Annotated in this window: 21 protein-coding genes; 2 read left to right on the top strand and 19 right to left on the bottom strand. The window is 39.3% G+C overall.

What is annotated here, in order from left to right:
• The first annotated feature begins 4 nt into the window (after positions 1 to 4).
• Positions 5 to 2,461 (top strand): TniQ family protein, encoded by a 2,457-nt coding sequence (locus QQL60_RS05050; RefSeq protein WP_284722636.1) that lies wholly within the window; start codon positions 5 to 7, stop codon positions 2,459 to 2,461.
• A 415-nt stretch (positions 2,462 to 2,876) separates the two neighbouring features.
• Here QQL60_RS05050 and QQL60_RS05045 read toward each other — a convergent pair whose 3' ends face one another.
• The 12 genes from QQL60_RS05045 to QQL60_RS04995 form a co-directional block, all read right to left on the bottom strand.
• The gene (locus QQL60_RS05045) at positions 2,877 to 3,041 is read right to left on the bottom strand and encodes a hypothetical protein (protein ID WP_284722635.1); all 165 of its coding nucleotides are present in this window, start codon (positions 3,039 to 3,041) and stop codon (positions 2,877 to 2,879) included.
• 117 nt (positions 3,042 to 3,158) lie between these two features.
• Positions 3,159 to 3,440 carry a hypothetical protein gene (locus QQL60_RS05040; protein ID WP_284722634.1) on the bottom strand — a complete coding sequence of 94 codons (282 nt, stop codon included), beginning with the start codon at positions 3,438 to 3,440 and terminating at the stop codon, positions 3,159 to 3,161.
• Between the two features lie 97 nt (positions 3,441 to 3,537).
• Entirely contained in the window at positions 3,538 to 4,101 is a 564-nt protein-coding gene (locus tag QQL60_RS05035) for a hypothetical protein (RefSeq protein WP_284722633.1), read from the bottom strand.
• Positions 4,076 to 4,285, bottom strand: a complete 210-nt coding sequence (locus QQL60_RS15280; protein ID WP_379006030.1) for an IS3 family transposase — start codon at positions 4,283 to 4,285, stop codon at positions 4,076 to 4,078. Before QQL60_RS15280 ends, QQL60_RS05035 begins: the two co-directional genes overlap by 26 nt.
• Before the next feature lie 119 nt (positions 4,286 to 4,404).
• Positions 4,405 to 4,764 carry a transposase gene (locus tag QQL60_RS05030; protein WP_284722632.1) on the bottom strand — a complete coding sequence of 120 codons (360 nt, stop codon included), beginning with the start codon at positions 4,762 to 4,764 and terminating at the stop codon, positions 4,405 to 4,407.
• Between the two features lie 91 nt (positions 4,765 to 4,855).
• Positions 4,856 to 5,227 (bottom strand): hypothetical protein, encoded by a 372-nt coding sequence (locus QQL60_RS05025; protein ID WP_284722631.1) that lies wholly within the window; start codon positions 5,225 to 5,227, stop codon positions 4,856 to 4,858.
• A gap of 2 nt (positions 5,228 to 5,229) precedes the next feature.
• The gene (locus QQL60_RS05020) at positions 5,230 to 5,676 is read right to left on the bottom strand and encodes a hypothetical protein (protein WP_284722630.1); all 447 of its coding nucleotides are present in this window, start codon (positions 5,674 to 5,676) and stop codon (positions 5,230 to 5,232) included.
• A 91-nt stretch (positions 5,677 to 5,767) separates the two neighbouring features.
• Positions 5,768 to 6,187 (bottom strand): hypothetical protein, encoded by a 420-nt coding sequence (locus QQL60_RS05015; protein WP_284722629.1) that lies wholly within the window; start codon positions 6,185 to 6,187, stop codon positions 5,768 to 5,770.
• A gap of 98 nt (positions 6,188 to 6,285) precedes the next feature.
• Positions 6,286 to 6,912 (bottom strand): DUF2026 family protein, encoded by a 627-nt coding sequence (locus QQL60_RS05010; protein WP_284722628.1) that lies wholly within the window; start codon positions 6,910 to 6,912, stop codon positions 6,286 to 6,288.
• Between the two features lie 315 nt (positions 6,913 to 7,227).
• Positions 7,228 to 7,821: a metallophosphoesterase gene (locus QQL60_RS05005; protein WP_284722897.1), complete on the bottom strand. Its 594-nt coding sequence runs from the start codon at positions 7,819 to 7,821 to the stop codon at positions 7,228 to 7,230.
• Between the two features lie 36 nt (positions 7,822 to 7,857).
• Positions 7,858 to 7,989, bottom strand: a complete 132-nt coding sequence (locus QQL60_RS05000) for a hypothetical protein (RefSeq protein WP_284722627.1) — start codon at positions 7,987 to 7,989, stop codon at positions 7,858 to 7,860.
• A gap of 2 nt (positions 7,990 to 7,991) precedes the next feature.
• Positions 7,992 to 8,297 (bottom strand): hypothetical protein, encoded by a 306-nt coding sequence (locus QQL60_RS04995; protein WP_284722626.1) that lies wholly within the window; start codon positions 8,295 to 8,297, stop codon positions 7,992 to 7,994.
• Positions 8,298 to 8,652: 355 nt separating this feature from the next.
• Here QQL60_RS04995 and QQL60_RS04990 point away from each other — a divergent pair, with 355 nt between their 5' ends.
• A complete protein-coding gene (locus tag QQL60_RS04990) occupies positions 8,653 to 9,099 on the top strand; it encodes an NIF family HAD-type phosphatase (protein ID WP_284722625.1) in 447 nt (148 codons plus the stop codon).
• Positions 9,100 to 9,226: 127 nt separating this feature from the next.
• Here QQL60_RS04990 and QQL60_RS04985 read toward each other — a convergent pair whose 3' ends face one another.
• From QQL60_RS04985 to QQL60_RS04955, 7 genes are all read right to left on the bottom strand, one after another.
• Positions 9,227 to 10,192 (bottom strand): DUF2971 domain-containing protein, encoded by a 966-nt coding sequence (locus tag QQL60_RS04985; RefSeq protein WP_284722624.1) that lies wholly within the window; start codon positions 10,190 to 10,192, stop codon positions 9,227 to 9,229.
• 6 nt (positions 10,193 to 10,198) lie between these two features.
• The gene (locus QQL60_RS04980) at positions 10,199 to 10,984 is read right to left on the bottom strand and encodes an endonuclease (protein ID WP_284722623.1); all 786 of its coding nucleotides are present in this window, start codon (positions 10,982 to 10,984) and stop codon (positions 10,199 to 10,201) included.
• Positions 10,985 to 11,030: 46 nt separating this feature from the next.
• Complete coding sequence (locus QQL60_RS04975) at positions 11,031 to 11,471, bottom strand: hypothetical protein (protein ID WP_284722622.1); 441 nt, start codon at positions 11,469 to 11,471, stop codon at positions 11,031 to 11,033.
• Entirely contained in the window at positions 11,471 to 12,676 is a 1,206-nt protein-coding gene (locus QQL60_RS04970) for a DNA polymerase Y family protein (protein ID WP_284722621.1), read from the bottom strand. Before QQL60_RS04970 ends, QQL60_RS04975 begins: the two co-directional genes overlap by 1 nt.
• A gap of 691 nt (positions 12,677 to 13,367) precedes the next feature.
• Positions 13,368 to 13,871, bottom strand: coding sequence for a hypothetical protein (locus tag QQL60_RS04965; protein ID WP_284722620.1), 504 nt, complete (start codon positions 13,869 to 13,871; stop codon positions 13,368 to 13,370).
• A 141-nt stretch (positions 13,872 to 14,012) separates the two neighbouring features.
• Positions 14,013 to 14,516: a hypothetical protein gene (locus tag QQL60_RS04960; protein ID WP_284722619.1), complete on the bottom strand. Its 504-nt coding sequence runs from the start codon at positions 14,514 to 14,516 to the stop codon at positions 14,013 to 14,015.
• Between the two features lie 81 nt (positions 14,517 to 14,597).
• Complete coding sequence (locus QQL60_RS04955; RefSeq protein ID WP_284722618.1) at positions 14,598 to 15,722, bottom strand: AAA family ATPase; 1,125 nt, start codon at positions 15,720 to 15,722, stop codon at positions 14,598 to 14,600.
• Between the last annotated feature and the right edge of the window lie 383 nt (positions 15,723 to 16,105).

Here is a 16,105-nt window from a genome sequence, read left to right as displayed (position 1 = left end):
AAATTTGCGTCCTCTAATAGTAAGACCCGCCCCAAAAGAAAATGAAAGCCTCATGGGCTATTTGTTACGACTCACCGAAGAAAATTTTTTTCAGTCACCACTGAATCTGATTATGTATGCAGAGGCATTTAAGAAAAATAATAAAGCTTCAATCAATGATTTCATTAAATCTATTGCATCTGGACTGATAGATTTTGATTCTCTTTCTGCTATCACAGGAGAGAATAAAAAAGAGCTTGAAATAAAATGTTACAGATTACTCTGTGACCGTAGTGATGGGAGTCAGAGTTTACATTTGTTTTTAAATGCTCAGATACCCTCAAACCTTATTAGGTTTAACTATCCGAGATTTTGCCCTGACTGTATGAGAATCGATCCTTATCACAGGTTTTACTGGGATTTCGTGCCGTTAACAGGTTGCCCAATACATAAAAAACTTTTAATGGATGTGTGTCCTGAGTGTCATCAACAATTGACTTGGTCTCGCTCTTCTATATCTACCTGTTCACACTGTGGTTTCGATTTATTTAGCTATTCAGGAATAGATATTCCCGATAACCAAATGGATCACATTTATATGATTGCGAAAGCATTTCAGAAATGCGATTCAAGAGATCATAAACTAATTTTATTTTCCTTAATGGAATCATATGAAGCTATAAAAAATTTCGTAATACGTCATTTTAGTCTCACAGAAAGGAGACACTTTATTCATTTTAAGAGTAAGCTATCGGTTTTATCACCACCTCTACTACTAAAAAATCTTCCTTACTCACCATTGCCTATAATTAAAACCAACGATTTTATAGATCTACAATTACCTCGGCCGAAATTCTCACATCTAGATCAAATTCGATCCGTCCAAAAAATTAATGAATATTTGTGCGATAAGCTATTTAACTTTAAGCGCACTAATCGAATAAATATGGACGATGTTTTGCAGTGGCAGCCAAACGCTGAAGTTCATCAAAAAATGGTGAATTTTTTCACAGGTCAGAATGTAGCTCTACTCGTTAATTATTCATCGTCTAAACGAATAACGACACGACAGAAAGCACGTCATTTTGGTGTAAAAAATATTGCGTATAGATTTCCTTCAAGAATGAACTCAATCTTAGATACGAACAGTTCATTTTTCGAGCGGCGTCATGACGTCATAAACAGTATCAACGCATCGAAATATCTCGGTATTTCAGAACATTTACTCAGACAACTAACTAAAGCAAAAATTCTACACCCTATCAGTGGTCCAGAGATTGATGGTTTTGGCGATACGGTGTATTCGTTGAAGTATTTTCAGGAATTTATGGATTCATTACTAGCCCTTAAAGAGCTAAATATATCAGAAGAAGAGACTATTTCATTAGATGAATACATCAAAACATATGATATTAGTAGACGAAAATCACTAGTCGAAATAATAAATGCTATATTCGGTAAAAAAATAAAAATATACGACGTACCAACATCTCGTCTAAGTAATGTCATATTAAGTCTTAAATGTATTAATAATTTCTGCCCTCAGCCATCGGTAAATGCAGGCTATATCTCAGTTAATACTATTGCCTCAAAAATTGGTATTTATACTGATGCGATATACAGAACACTCGAAGCAGGTCTTTTACCATTCAAAGCTGATGGCCGTAAAAAACTCATTCGTATTGAAGATTATGAAAGCTTTAATGAGCAGTTTGTGTTCATCAAAGAAATTGCCACAAAGAATAAGTGTAATCCTACCAACTTAGCTGACAAACTTATCGACGAGGGTATTACACCTATTTCAGGACCTAAAATAGACAATAATATTGTCTACATATTCAGACGTGTTGATATTGAAAATGTTGATATTAAGAAAATAGTCAGTAAAAGCAAATATAAGGCTAACACCGGGCGTATTGCTAAAAGCGATCACTCAACTAGTTACCATAAACTCATCGAAGATATGGCCCTTATAACCACAAGCGAGGCTGCTCAAATACTGGATATATCAAGCCAAATGCTTGGTAAACTTTTAAAAGCAGGTGAGATTAATTTATATCAAAATCCACAATTACCAGCTTATAAGAAATATCTAAAAACTGCTGATCTAAATGATTACATTAGCCGATATAGAGAAAATCCCAATTTGATTGAATATTCAGCTGCTGCCAGATTTATGGGTGAGTCACCTGAAAGATTTCAAAGTACTTGGGTGAAATATAAACGTATAACAACGATAGATGATGGGCTTAAAAATAAATATGTAAACCGTGAAAGTCTTGAAAAGCTCAAACTTTTTAAAAATGAAGCAATTTCAATCCAGGAAGCATCAGAATTGAAAGGTATTGACCGTAGCTATTTCTCCAACCTTATTAAGCTCAACAAGATACAACCAGTATCTGGACCGGGCATTGACGAATACGGTAATTATTTCCTAAATCGACAAGAAATAGAAAAGCATAGACATGAGAATTGGTGGTGAGGATCAAACATTTCACCTAATCCAAAGTGGCTTAAAGTATTAACTATGTTGGTTCATTACATGTCTGTTGTGGGCTTCTACAAAAGTCCTACAGACGTCAGTTGCAAAATCATTGACGTACTCAGCTGATAAATTTTTTACGTAACCGGTTAGAGAGCCAAGATGCCAATTGTCTTTGCATCATGGGGGTAATATTTAAAAAGCTCTTTCAGCACATGTTCAATAAACTCTTTTTGGGACCGTAAGAAAAACATCGCAAAAGAGAGATTTTGCTCAATGGAGGGGAACGTCTGATCATTCAGACCACTGATGCATATCTTGTTAACGCTGAACTTTTCGGAAAATTTGGAGAACAGCAAGAAAAGTATCCTAAAGCAGCACTTTTGTTAGTTTTAATTAGAGTACTTATTCAATCTTAATAATCATCATATTCTGTGATTGAGCCGACGTTCATATCTTGCCATAGGCCACCAGGCTTTCGCCTAACTGAAACCGTGCCATTGTCGAAGGTCGTTATCGTCATGGCCTGTTCCACTTCGTCGTCAGAGAGGACTTGGATACCTGTCTCCTTCTTCTGCATGTCCCACATGGTATTAAGATCACTTTGGGTGAATGGCCCAATCATATACATATAAACTTCCTTGCTATTTGGTCATTGCATAACTATGTGTTGAGCGACACTTTGTCAGCAAACATTTTATAGGATCTGAAAGATAACAGCGTATAAAACCACCTTGTTTCGATAAGATGTGCAGCTATTGCAGTATAAGTCAGTTACACCGTTTTCTTCCCCATCCGAAATTGTATAGGTTAGCCCTTTGTTGTAACCAAGCACATCCCAAAAATGCCTGCTCGCCACCTTCATTTCACCATTATCTCCACCAGACCAGAAGTACTCGATTCCTTCACCATCTTTAAATACGGGATTTTGTGCGCCCGGTTCGATAAATATAGAGAATTTTACTTTTATCTGACTCATTCTGATTTACACAGAACGCTTTACACACCGTGGAAAAAGCTAGCTTTTGTAAGTCCGAGCCGCGTAACGGTAGAAGTGCTGCAACTTGTTATGCATTTTAAGTAGCCTTCTTATTTTTCCATGATGCACGTATATGTGTGCCATCACCCTTTGGTAGATTTTTCCTTGCAATAAGCTGGCTTTCAAAAGAAAAATCTTCGTTGATCTTGACTATTAAAAGCTTATTAAAGTTACCAGCACGTTTAACTTTTACTTCTTCTACTTTTTTCTCTGGGGAAATAGTCTTTATCTCAATAAAATCATTACCAAGCACACCGTCCGAGCCCTTTGTATGAGGCCTGTGGCGTTTTATACCAAAATGAACCTCACCAAATAACTCTCCTAACTCACCCCAAATTTGCAAATATCGATTCGTTAACGAGTAGAATAATTTTGCGTTATAAACCAAATTTTCAAATACTAACGAGACCTCAGGATTTATCGCGAATATTTCATCAGATAGCTCAGAATCATCTATTTCTTCCCACTCGTCAGAACTAAAACCAAACTCTTCAAAATCTAATGGCTCGTATGGGTTATATCCACAAGCCGCTGCATCAGCGATTTGATCCGGACCATAACCTTCATTATGCATATCATGCAAGAAATCCCAATCGCTCATATATTCTCCGTTTTACTGTTCGCGGGGGAGTCGCAGCCTTAGCAACTAGCCGTTCCTCTCGCATGATACGCTCTACGCGCTTTCTGTTAATAATCACGCCTTGCTCAACCAGGGTTTTATGTACCCTCGGACTACCATAGTTTCCATTATGAGTCTGGAATACATCTTTAATCAGTGCTGTCATCTCCCTGTTAGTCACACATCTAGGTGAAACAGGTCTGTGCAACCACTTATAAAAACCCGATGTAGAAACGCCAAGAGCTCTGCATAGGTACCTGACACCAAAAAAGCCACGATGGTTAGCTATAAACCTGAATCGCTCTTCTTTTGATCCTTCAGATACCGTCCCCACTTTTTTAAGAAGTCGTTTTCCTTTTTGAATTTGGCTAGCTCGTTCTTTAGTTGACGAATTTCATCGTCTTTAACTTGCTCATCTTTTCGTTGCTCAGAATCTTTTGTCATGCTTATTCTTCCTGAAGGTTTGTCTATGAATTTACCTTCTCTATATTCTTGTCGCCACCTATAAATCATCACTGGGTGAAGATTAAGGATTTTTGCAATATCAATGGCTTTGGCATCAAGTTCAAATGTTAGCCTGACAACTCTGATTTTGAATTCCATTGAGTATTCAATAACTCGTTCATCGCTCAATATCTTGGGCATATATCACCTACCTCTATTAAAAATAGGTGTCTACTTTATGGGGGGAGCCTTCGAACGGGAAATTGTTCCGTGTGCTTGCGTTTGTTATGTTTTAGTCGCCAATCAGATCGTCTAGAATGTCATCAATACCTGAAGCTTGTTCTCTCGCGGTGTTAAATAAGTCTAAAAGTGCCGGGGACGCTTCTCTCGACTCCCAGACAACTCTCCCCCTGTCATCGACAATGCAGAATCCAACTCCTTCAGACCAGTACCACTCATCAACATCCGTAAAATACTTTGTCCTTAGGTCAAATACTCCTAGTGTTTTCCCCTTGTATTCAGTTTGCAAATAAAGTGGGACTGACTGCTCTGTTTCCGCGTTTAAAGCTCGGGGGGCATCTACAACCTCCCACATCACATTGCCTTTTGCGGTTTCACGAATTAACTTCGTAATTAATTGTGCGGTTTTACTTTCTGTTCTCATGGCTAATCCCATTTAGAATCTTTTGCTAGTTGCTGGAGACTGGTAACCAAACCACTTAGCTCGGTGTATCTACTCCAAGCCTCATCTTCAGTTAACTCGGACAGTGGGTTATTTATAATCCAAAACTTCTTGGGATGTAGGTTTGACAGATATTCGTCAATCTTTCGTTTTTCGTCTGATGGCAGCTTTTCTCTAATGTTCTCGAGTAGTGCTTTAATGGTAGAAAATGTTTCGAGTGACGGGTTCTTATCAGAATTCCACTTTTTAAGGTTTTCAGATAGCAGGGAAGTAGATTTCGACAATTCACGATTAACCTCTGGCAGCCTTGCTCGCCGAAGAAATGAGTTTCTAATTTTTCTCGCCTCATACAACAAGAATAAAGTGACAATGAGTCCAAGAATCGAACTCAGAGATCCAAGCTTGTTTAGATCAGTTAGCCATTCCGGCATTTACTCAGCTCCCCGATTCTTGATATTAGACATAACGGTTCATTCAGCCGACGCGTTAGCGGTCAGTTGTAGTGACTTGTTAGGCACTACTTCAAAGTGCCATTGATTTAACCCATTTATTTTCTTTGTTTTCACAATGATCTCTTAGCCTATCTTCAACCTGTTCAGGTTCCCAAACAGCAGCACACTCTAAACCCTCACACTCTTCTAACGAGGCAGTCCTCTCAGATCCTGAAATATAAAAGCTTATTTTTCCTGTGATCGCATCTTTCTTAAATCTAGGAATTTCACTGGTTAGCTCAACAGTAACAGGATCCTTGCCGACTTTCTGCCAGCGACCATCATAAATCGCTGATTGTTGTCCCCAAAGGCGAAATAACAATTTATTCGATTGCAGTGGGTCAAAAAAAGCCAATTCAGGGAAGCGAAGCATTTGTGCTCTACACAAATGACCATAGGCATTTATTTCTAAGATAGCTCCCTTTTTCCATCGTTGACTTTTCTTTGCCATATTCAGTGCCTAACGCCCCGCTAAACGGTGAGCGTTAGCGAGTCCGGTGGAGGTCACGTCGTTTGTGGCCGGAACGAATTTCAGCGGATTGTTAGGCATTACCATGCCCCAACCACACTGTGGTTTATTGGTGTAATAGTTGTTTTTTCACCTAAGTCATCAATGATTTCGAATTTGGAAAGCTTCTTCTTGCTTTTTTTACACCATTCTACGCATATTTTTGCCAAATCTTGAGCGGCAGGCTTTGCAAACATATTTTGTAACAAGTGAGCAGTTAATGCTGGATTTGACTCAAAGTAGAAATCCCCAATATTGACCAGATCATGGGGACTTGTGCAGCCCGAGGACTTCGATTTCTGGAACATATTTCTTTTTACGTGGCTATTGGAGCCAGTTTGGGTAAACGCTTCTTTATATTCTGGAGCAGTGAAATCAATAATATTGTTCTCGGTCTCAATCCAGCAATGAAACGCGTCAAGGCTACTATAAAAATTACCTTCCTCTTCGCCTGCGAATGACAGCGTGTCACCATTTTCTGTGAGCCGAATAAAAGCTGCCCCCATAACGGGCTTGGCCTTTACCTTAAAAAGGCTTTCTAGAATGAAGGCCCCATTTACATTGTAGAATTGGCATGATTTTCCCGCCCCGTGAGAAAGCTCATGACCAACGCTTGCAACTACTTTATAAATAAGCTCGTACTGTTTAAGTGTAATATCAAACTTCATTCGACAATAGCTCGTTTATGCCTAACAGTATGTTGAACAGCCCCTTCGGTCCGTTAAACATTATTTAGTTCGAAGGGCAAAAACTGATTTTTCACTGAAGAACATAGTGTTGCCTCACTCCATTGATAACTAGAGAAAAACTAAAAGATATTAGTATCGTTTTATCGCGCTCTCGATGTGTTTCATAATTACAACTTTTTTCCATTTAATCAATACATTAAATAACGAAAATTTTGTATGGAATGAAATCAAGTCCAAGCAAATAATCTAGACTTAGTATCTTTCATGTCTTTGGGGTATGCCATGTAAACAGTTTTACAGCTCTACCACTAACTCTGCCCTAAAGGCACTTGGCATTCGCTCATGTGGGTAACCTTTCTGATTACTCACCAGTCGACATTTACCCACGTTAGTATCTAAATTGGCATGTGTGTGCCCGTAACACCACACATCCACTTTTTGTAATAACTCATCGAAATCAGATAAAAATGACGGTGTTAAATCATCGAAACCGTAATATGGATGCACACAGCTGTTTGAGGGGCCATGATGGGTTACCACGACTGTTTTACCTTGATAAGGCTTGTCTATCTCAGATTCTAACCACTCTTCCGATTCTCTATTAACCTCATAAGCATCCTCTGGAGTAAATAAACGGTCTCGGTATTTAATGAGCTGATGGTCCGAAATTCTCGACGCAGACTGCTTGAACTTATCAAACTCATCCACACCAAACTCTGCTCTGTAGTTAGTCCAGAGTGTGGTCCCCAGGAACCTAACACCGTTTAATTCAATGCAATCTTTCTCAAGAAAATAGAGATTATCAACTTGCGCTGAAAAATCTCTGAGTTCTTGAGTTAAGTTGAGATACTCCCGTCTGTAATATTCGTGATTGCCTGCCACATAAATAACCGGTTTTTGATGTGTCCCTACAACCTCTTTTGCCTAATCAATTCCATATAAACCGATATGAATATCACCTGCCAGTATAATTACGTCACTGTCCACAACCGGTAAGCTGAAGTGTGCAGAAGGAATGGTTTCAATATGCAAATCACTGAAGAGCTGTAATTTCATCGTTAGCTTTCATCATCCCAGGCAAATTTCAACGTAATTTCTACATCATCACGCTCATCGAGCATATCAAATACTGGCTGAGCAACTGGATGCAGTTGGCCTGGTGCATCTAAAAATGTATAGCTTGAACCGGACTGCGTTGTACCGGTTTTATTCTCAGCATCATAATCTTGAATCTGGCTGCTAATACGATACGTTCTGTCTCTCACACTGTATCCGAGAAACTTCTCAATAATATTTCCATTGTGCTTGATGACAACAATATTCCAATCTGACATGACGACATCTGCCGGCGCTAAGCTTTCCATACTGCTCTCCTATTTAGTTATCCATTACTGCTTCCAAATTTTTTGTTCATCATCGAACAAAAGCAATATTAGTCTCTATCAAAAAGACAGACTAAGCAAGAGAAAAATGATATATTTATCATTACATATCAGTATGTTATATCGTATTATGTATATATTACGTTAATAATAAATAGTAAGGAGTGGGACAAATAAAAAATGATGACATACTATGTACGGCCAAGTTGGAAGCTTCCTGTAATTCAGGGCAGAAATAACGTAATAAAGTTGGCTTTTCTGATAAAGACGGCTCTATTTAAAGTCAGCTTTTCTCATCCTTTGATGTTTATGAATGGAATGACCGGGGTGCTTCTGAATGGATAAATTAACTCTTGCGTTAGATTTGGAGGGTGTTCTGATTACGAATGCCATTTCGCAAATACCAAGACCAGGGCTCATGACGTTTTTGTTAGAGTGTGAGGCAATGTTTGGGGGAGATAATCTGTGTATATTCACACGCGTTGATGAGGCATCTTTCAGAAGAATTGCCACACGATTATCTGACAATGATAGAGCTCCCTCCTGGTTCCCAGAAATTCGTTACATTGACTGGGTTGGAGAGCATAAAGACTTGCGTTTTGTTGATGATGATATTGAGAGTGTCATCATCATTGATGACTATCCACCTTACATCAAACAATCACAGAAACACCGATTAATACAGATTAAGCAATATATAGATCCGTATTCACATGAGCCGCCTGACGAAACAGACAACGAATTAACTCTCGTATTAAAAAAGCTAAAACAGCACTTTGATTAAAAGCTTCATATTAATATTGCTTCACTCCTCTCATAAAGAAACAGCTGCAAATTAATGTATCGGTACAGTCATGCAGAGTACAAGGGAATATATCTGCTCTGACAGAATAACGGCCTGACTATTATCGTTAGTAAAACTCCACAAAATCTAACTCAAATCTAGATTTGCTCGTTTTTGCGCTCAGAAATTCGATTTGGTGAAGCTCGGAATTACGCTCTATATTGTGCATGATGACTTTTTTATCGACTTCTGCCATTCGACATCCAAAAAAAATTCTCTTTATTGAGTTAGGAGGAAGCCTATACAGAAATATACTTGATGAATCTATAGATATTGTCGATAAGATTTCAGCTAAAAATGCTAGCTTGTACGATTGATAAAACTCTTCTTCAGTTAATAAATTATCTGTAATGTAATAGTCTTCATTGGCAGCAGAGCGCAATGGTTCGTCAAACGAGACCATAACAAAACCATTGCCAAAATCATGAGTCACGTAACTGTAATCAAGACCTAATAAATCATCAATTACACCTAAATATCCTTTTTTGATAATAATGCTCTCAGCAGTGAGAAGTGGAATTATTGCTCTATGTTCTTTTTCATAACTCCAATCATCACTTTTTACAAGAAAGTGCTCAAGAATAGAGTCGCAACCATATTCACTTGGGCGTCTATTACTATATCTAACTTTTTGGAGACTACCTTCATTTAGTGTTTTTATTATTGGATTTTTAGCAGCAAATATTTCATCGTTTTTATCCACTTCAAAAAGTGGGTAACTTTGGTATGAATTAAAATGTAGCTTTGAAAGATCAAATTCAATCACAATGCCTTTGTGGTCATTTGCATAATGTGCCCACATGAGTAAATTATTATACGTTTCAGTGAAAGAAATTACGCCATAGTCATCATAAGATGCCTTGTATTCATTTACTGTTTTGACCGAAACATTTGACAACTTATCTAATATATTTTCACTGGATGGTCGTAACTCAAAAGGGTCATTCAATGAATACCTCTGAGTTGCACGAATCAATAAATTATTAAAGATTTGTGGGTGTGGTAGTGAATACTTATAGAGAGTTTTTAGCACCTAACATCACCTAAGAAAGTTAAATTCTGACACTATATCCTGACATTGGGAGTTCACTATACTATTCATATTACCTTGAATGCTTCTGATACGTTCAGCTCGTTTGCACTCCCATTCAGTAACGGGATATTGTTTATTCCAGACTTCCATTAACTTTCGCTGTTGTTTGCTCATCTTATAACGTTTATAACGCTGCTCCATGTACAGATAAGTCCTGGCTATTACACCTCTGGCCGCTTCAGGTGGCTCGGCTTTCCGATTTTCAATTTTCATGGCACAGCTGCCAAAGCTGGGTTTTGCCTGAGGTAGCATGGTGAAATTGTAATTACTCCGGCTTGCATTAACGGCACCTATCGCTGGGTAAAGATTATATAAATCACTCTGCATATATCGGTATTCTTTATTCACTTTACTGGCACAGTTTCTACCTTTAAATGACTTCCCTTTAGAGTCGACACACAATGGATGTCCTTCACGCCACTCTTTAAATGTTCTGCCAAAGTTTTCAGCCGGGACCACATGCTCCCACTCGATACGTTTGGCCCGTTTTTTATGTTTGCTGGTGACAAAACCTTTGGGCAAAGTCACATTCTTTTTTTCATCAAACGCAGCGCCACAATATAGCGTGACGCGGTGGTCATAATAGACCTTATTCTCCAATAGCTTTTTGGCTTTATTAAATGAGTCTGTTGGCTCAGCACTGGTAGCTGTTGAAGCTGTGACAAGCAGAATGACAATTATCGTTTCGAGTAGCGTTGTTGGGGTGTAACGTGATTTTTGAGTTTGGAACATGTTTCTTTTATTTTTGAATGTGAATGAGTGAAAAGGATGGCGTCAGCTAAGTAATGAAGTGTCGTGATTTTTCTCCTTTTTGTACCACTCTTGGCCAGCGGCTATGTATTTGTGCATCTTCAAGCTCAGGCTCTATTGTCACCACATACACCCGTCGTTCATTTCCTTCTTTTGCCAATAAACCCTGAATGTATTGACCCTTTTGTAGGTCGTACCAGTGGCTTATACCTTCCAGGTCTTTTTCCATAAAACTTAAAACAGGGATTTTCACCGGAGTAGGAAAATATTTATCCCATCTGCCGGCATAGATAGAATCGAGTCTCGCCCAGCCTGTCATCGGTAAGTTACCAGGTTGTTTTTGTCGCCTTCCCCAGGCAATTAATTTGATAGTGCCTTCTGACGTTAAGACAGGCAAAACAGCTTTTGGATTAGGATAAAAAATTCGCAGCACATCCTCGCCATGCTGGAAATACACACCACCACACATCAGATGGTTTTCCTATGTCCTGTAGGCTTCCATGCAGGGGCAATCACATTGGGCATTTCACTTCGCCCAATGACGCGTGTCGGGGCAACTGTAAACTCACCGTAACGCTCATTAATTTTATCAATAGCCGTATTAAGCGCCTCACGCTTTTGTTTGTATGACTCATCGACAAACATATCTTGCTGTTTATGATGGGTTGGATTCAAAGCAGTGACTTGTACCTGTCCACATTCTTCACCGCTATAGCGACTCTTAATAAATTGTTTACACAGGTCATATATCAGAGCCCCATCGTCCGTGGCGTTATATATTTTTTGTTTTGTCCCTAGCCAGCCCAAAGGTGTCTTTAAACCGATGAAGAAGGTATCGCTTAGAAAGTGATGTTTACGCAAACGAGCCCCGACCTTTTCAGACATATGCTGAAAGAAGGTCAGTATCGTATTCATATCACGAGTACCAGGCGGCATCACTTTGCCATGACCAACTGATTTGGGTTCTTTTATTGTGGTGATAACAGGTTCAGGATCACGTCCCTGAGCCATCAGCCATATCCGTCTTCCTGGGTTACCGAAACGTTTTGCAATGAGGCTCATCGGGACTTTTTTCATATCCCCACATTTTGTGATGCCGTACTTACCTAAGAATCTGGCAATACCTTTATTGATACCACTCAGTTCTGTCACGTCTTCTTTACTTAGGCGCTCTTCGGCTTCCCAAGGGGCAATGATGGTCATGCCATCCGGCTTATTGAGTTTTGCAGCAAACTTGGCTGTGGTTTTATCACCGCTAATGCCAACACTACAGGTGAGTCCTGATACCTGGCTTATCGTGTCTTTAATGAGAAAACCAATATGTTGTGGTGAGTCATATAGTGACTGACAGGCAGTTAAATCCAAAAACGCCTCATCAACGGAGTAAACCTCCACGGTCGGTGTAATACTGAATAAAGCGTCCATAATCTCGGTGGAGACAGCCGCATAACGATACGGCCTGCTTGGAGCCTGGATAATATTAGGGCACAGCTCTCTTGCCTCTTTAAGGCGCATACCGGTTTTCACACCGTAACTTCTGGCCTCATACGACGCAGTAATGATGGTACTCCCTAGTTTGCCATTGGTGACGCCAACAGGTTTATTTCGCCAATATGGATAGTCTTGCTGTTCTATCTGAGCAAAGAAGCAATTCATATCAACCAGCGCAATCATTTTGGGCCAATGATGGGGTGAAGAGTTTGAGCTCATATAGTGATGAAAAACCCAATACTCAGTGGAAGTGCATGCATCCGTCTTCTCCTCTTAATCAGCTAAAAATAGTCTGGTTTGATTTAACAATTTGAGAACAAAAAGAGAAGAGAAAATATAGAGAATATTTTGGTTTGAAGCAAGTGTTTTTAGAGGGGGTATTGAGCCTTAGCCGTAAAAACTAGCTTTCTTAAAGAGTCGATATATCCCATAGACTATGAATGGCGTGAGCCATAGCATTATTGCCTTAAATCGAGAATCAAACTTCCGCTCTTCGAAGTTTATAATTTCACGCCCATTGATATGAAGTTGCTTTATTGAACTCGCAGTGAAATAGGCATCAAACTTCTGCCCAGATAGCTCTGCAGAAGTCGTATCATTAATATCTTTACAGCGGATTATAGGGCGTGAAGGTGATTCAAAGTTGATTTGTTTTTCATTAATCTAACTAACACTCAAGTTAACCACGAATGAGTTTGGCCCTCTGTTCGCCTCAGTTTTATAACACTTAAATGAGCTGATTGTTCCTTTATAGTGAATAAGTCGACGAATGTCATTGAGGTCATCAGCGGTTTCCCAAAGGCCTAAAAAAATTAGCATGATATACATACCCAGCAGTACTGGGATGACAGCCTTTTTACGAAAATCGTCTTGGTCAGAATTTGACTGATTCATCTAGACGTTTTTTTCTACGATTCTGCATGTATCTTCGAAGACCTTCGATAGCGAAAGGTATAGGCCAGAAGTATAAAGCTGATATGCGAGAAGCCCGTTTACGCTCTTCAAAATTGATGACTTCTTTCCCATTGATATGCAGCTGCTTTATCGAGCCCGCCGTAAAGTAAGCGTTGAAATCTCGTCCTACGAGCTCTGTTGATGTGATGCTAAATACCTCATCACAGGATCTTAAATGCAAGCCAAAATCTAACTTAACAGGTGACAAGCCAGCTTGTTTTGGCAACACCTCAACATATAAACGCTTTCGCGTACCCCATCTGCCAGCGTCCTGTACGTAACATTCAAGATATTGTATCGTGCCCTCATAATGACGAAGCCTTCTTATATCTCTGACATCATCTGCAGTTTCCCAGAGTGCGACGTAGATAAATGCTATGTAAATTAGAGAAAGTGTGATTAAGAAAATATTCTTCTTGCTCATTGCCTTTAGTTTCAGTCCTTTGATTGAATAATAGTGACTCATTTTGGCATTAAGCCGGGCTGAATCTTGTGTGTCTTTTAAACTTAATTACGGATACCCCGCAGTACTGGGATCACAGCCTTTTTACGAAAATTGTCTTGCTCAGGATTTGACTGATTCATCTAGACGTTTTTTTCTACGATTCTGCATGTATCTCCGAAGACCTTCGATAGCGAAAGGAATAGGCCAGAAAATAAAAGCTTGTATATGAGAGGCACGTTTACGCTCTTCAAAATTGATGACTTCTTTACCATTGATATGCAGCTGCATTATCGAGCCCGCCGTAAAGTAAGCGTTGAAGTCTCGTCCTACAAGTTCTGTTGAAGTGATGCTAAACACCTTGTCACAGAACCTTAAATGCAAGCCAAAACCTAGCTTAACGGGTGGCATACCAGCTTGCTTTGGCATTAACTCAACATACAAACGTGTTTCTCTGCCTCCTCTGCCAGTGTCCTGCACGTAACATTCTAGATATTGTATGGTGCCCTCATAATGACGAAGCCTTCTTATATCTCTAACGTCATCCGCCGTTTCCCAGAATGCGACATAGATCATGGCTACGTAAATTAGAGAAAGTGTGATTAAGAAAATCTTCTTCTTGCTCATTGCCTTTAGTTTCAGTCCTTTGATTGAATAATAGTGACTCAGTTTGGCATCAAGCCAAACTGAGTGCTCTGTGCTTTAAACTTACTCATGAACAAAGCCGATGCGTGTCTTATTAGATACACACGGAATCACTATATCATTTGCTTGAAGACGAAGTTTATTTCGTCCTGGCTTCCATTTTGAACGTGTAAACCGCCTCTGACACGCCACTTCAATCACCTGACTCATTTGCCGAGGTGAGATCCCCGCCATTTTTGTTAAGACAGCTTTAGAGAGCTTGCTTTCAAATAAAGGTAGCCATTCTTTATGTTCAAGCAGTTCGTCATAAATAGATTGAGCAATCACCTGAGCCTCTTTATCTGATGGCATATCAATATGAATGACTTGCATCCGTGATAGGATCGCCGCCTCTATATTTTCAATGTAGTTAGCTGAAGCTAGCCAATTGATATATGAGCAGTCAAAATGGACATTTAAATACTCATCGAGAAATGCGTTAGCAGCATGTTTTTCAAACAATGTATAAAAGGCATTGAGTGGATTAGAGCTGCCGTATGCTCTTGTTTTATCAATTTCATCAACAAAGAAGATAGGGTTGGCAACCTTGCTATTACGCAGAGACTGACTCACAAATCCCGGTTTGCTTCCACCCCACTGACTGGTATTACCAGACAAAACGAACCCTGCTGTAACACTACTCATATCAATCTTATAAAAGTCACAGCCCAGGGCTTTACTCAATTCCAACAGAAAACGTGTCTTACCAACGCCTGGAGGCCCAATTAATAGGAGTGGTCTCATTTGGATAGACTTTTTAGCTGTGTGTAATGCCATCGCCAGAGACATTTCATACAGTTCAATCACACTTTTAAAGTTCGGAAACTTTTGCTTGAGATATGAGAGCCGTTTTAAATGACGCTCACGCGCTTCTACCAAGGGTTTCATGTCTTGTTCTTTTGACAGTTTACTCAGTTCAGCGCTATGTTCGTCAGAGCTTCTTTCACGAGAAACTTTTACTACTTCCTCTCTGTTGAAAATTGAAACAAAGCGTCTTGAGTCCTGTCTTTTTGCCCGATTTTGTCTGTTTGCGTGAGTCTCTCTTTTACTGGGAGGGATAGAATTAACAAGGTCGGATAGTATTATTTCATCAATTATCTTGTTAGCCGCCTGCATAGAGTTCCCGACATCCTTTTGTTGTTGAGCCATCTTTTTTTCCTCAAGTCTTCATGACTGGCTTGATTAACTGGGATCCCGTTTATTACCTCTCTTTTGTGAAGGGTATAGGGACAAAAGCGCCCCCATAAATATGTTTGGTGGCGCTTGGCAAATTAACTTCGCCATAACGAATTTAAATTCTTAGTCGTGTTTATTGTCATACGCTTTCCCTTATGTTTTTCATAACAATCACCCGGCCCCAAAAGGACTAAGCTGAATTTCAGGTATAAAAAAACCCCGGTGTTTCAAGCCGAGGTTTTTGTCTGTCGACTTGATGATTAGATAACGCCTAATCACCAAATCTATTTAGAATGTGATTAGACGGTCATTGCCATAAGATTGTCGAAGTTGTTATTAACATCATAATTTCCAAT

Source organism: Methylophaga thalassica, from assembly GCF_030159795.1.
Lineage (GTDB): Bacteria > Pseudomonadota > Gammaproteobacteria > Nitrosococcales > Methylophagaceae > Methylophaga > Methylophaga thalassica.
Note: the sequence above shows the minus strand (reverse complement) of the source record. Positions and strands in the feature narration are given on the sequence as shown.

Excerpts from the sequence above, each read along its gene's own strand:
- QQL60_RS04990 (WP_284722625.1), top strand. The coding sequence starts at position 8,653 with ATGGATAAATTAACTCTTGCGTTAGATTTGGAGGGTGTTCTGATTACG.
- QQL60_RS04980 (WP_284722623.1), bottom strand. The coding sequence starts at position 10,984 with ATGTTCCAAACTCAAAAATCACGTTACACCCCAACAACGCTACTCGAA.
- QQL60_RS05040 (WP_284722634.1), bottom strand. The coding sequence starts at position 3,440 with ATGAGTCAGATAAAAGTAAAATTCTCTATATTTATCGAACCGGGCGCA.
- QQL60_RS04975 (WP_284722622.1), bottom strand. The coding sequence starts at position 11,471 with ATGTGTGGTGGTGTGTATTTCCAGCATGGCGAGGATGTGCTGCGAATT.
- QQL60_RS04955 (WP_284722618.1), bottom strand. The coding sequence starts at position 15,722 with ATGGCTCAACAACAAAAGGATGTCGGGAACTCTATGCAGGCGGCTAAC.
- QQL60_RS05025 (WP_284722631.1), bottom strand. The coding sequence starts at position 5,227 with ATGAGAACAGAAAGTAAAACCGCACAATTAATTACGAAGTTAATTCGT.
- QQL60_RS04960 (WP_284722619.1), bottom strand. The coding sequence starts at position 14,516 with ATGAGCAAGAAGAAGATTTTCTTAATCACACTTTCTCTAATTTACGTA.
- QQL60_RS04995 (WP_284722626.1), bottom strand. The coding sequence starts at position 8,297 with ATGGAAAGCTTAGCGCCGGCAGATGTCGTCATGTCAGATTGGAATATT.
- QQL60_RS15280 (WP_379006030.1), bottom strand. The coding sequence starts at position 4,285 with ATGACAGCACTGATTAAAGATGTATTCCAGACTCATAATGGAAACTAT.
- QQL60_RS05035 (WP_284722633.1), bottom strand. The coding sequence starts at position 4,101 with ATGAGCGATTGGGATTTCTTGCATGATATGCATAATGAAGGTTATGGT.
- QQL60_RS05000 (WP_284722627.1), bottom strand. The coding sequence starts at position 7,989 with ATGAAATTACAGCTCTTCAGTGATTTGCATATTGAAACCATTCCTTCT.
- QQL60_RS04965 (WP_284722620.1), bottom strand. The coding sequence starts at position 13,871 with ATGAGCAAGAAGAATATTTTCTTAATCACACTTTCTCTAATTTACATA.
- QQL60_RS04970 (WP_284722621.1), bottom strand. The coding sequence starts at position 12,676 with ATGATTGCGCTGGTTGATATGAATTGCTTCTTTGCTCAGATAGAACAG.
- QQL60_RS05045 (WP_284722635.1), bottom strand. The coding sequence starts at position 3,041 with ATGCAGAAGAAGGAGACAGGTATCCAAGTCCTCTCTGACGACGAAGTG.
- QQL60_RS05010 (WP_284722628.1), bottom strand. The coding sequence starts at position 6,912 with ATGAAGTTTGATATTACACTTAAACAGTACGAGCTTATTTATAAAGTA.
- QQL60_RS05030 (WP_284722632.1), bottom strand. The coding sequence starts at position 4,764 with ATGCCCAAGATATTGAGCGATGAACGAGTTATTGAATACTCAATGGAA.
- QQL60_RS05015 (WP_284722629.1), bottom strand. The coding sequence starts at position 6,187 with ATGGCAAAGAAAAGTCAACGATGGAAAAAGGGAGCTATCTTAGAAATA.
- QQL60_RS05020 (WP_284722630.1), bottom strand. The coding sequence starts at position 5,676 with ATGCCGGAATGGCTAACTGATCTAAACAAGCTTGGATCTCTGAGTTCG.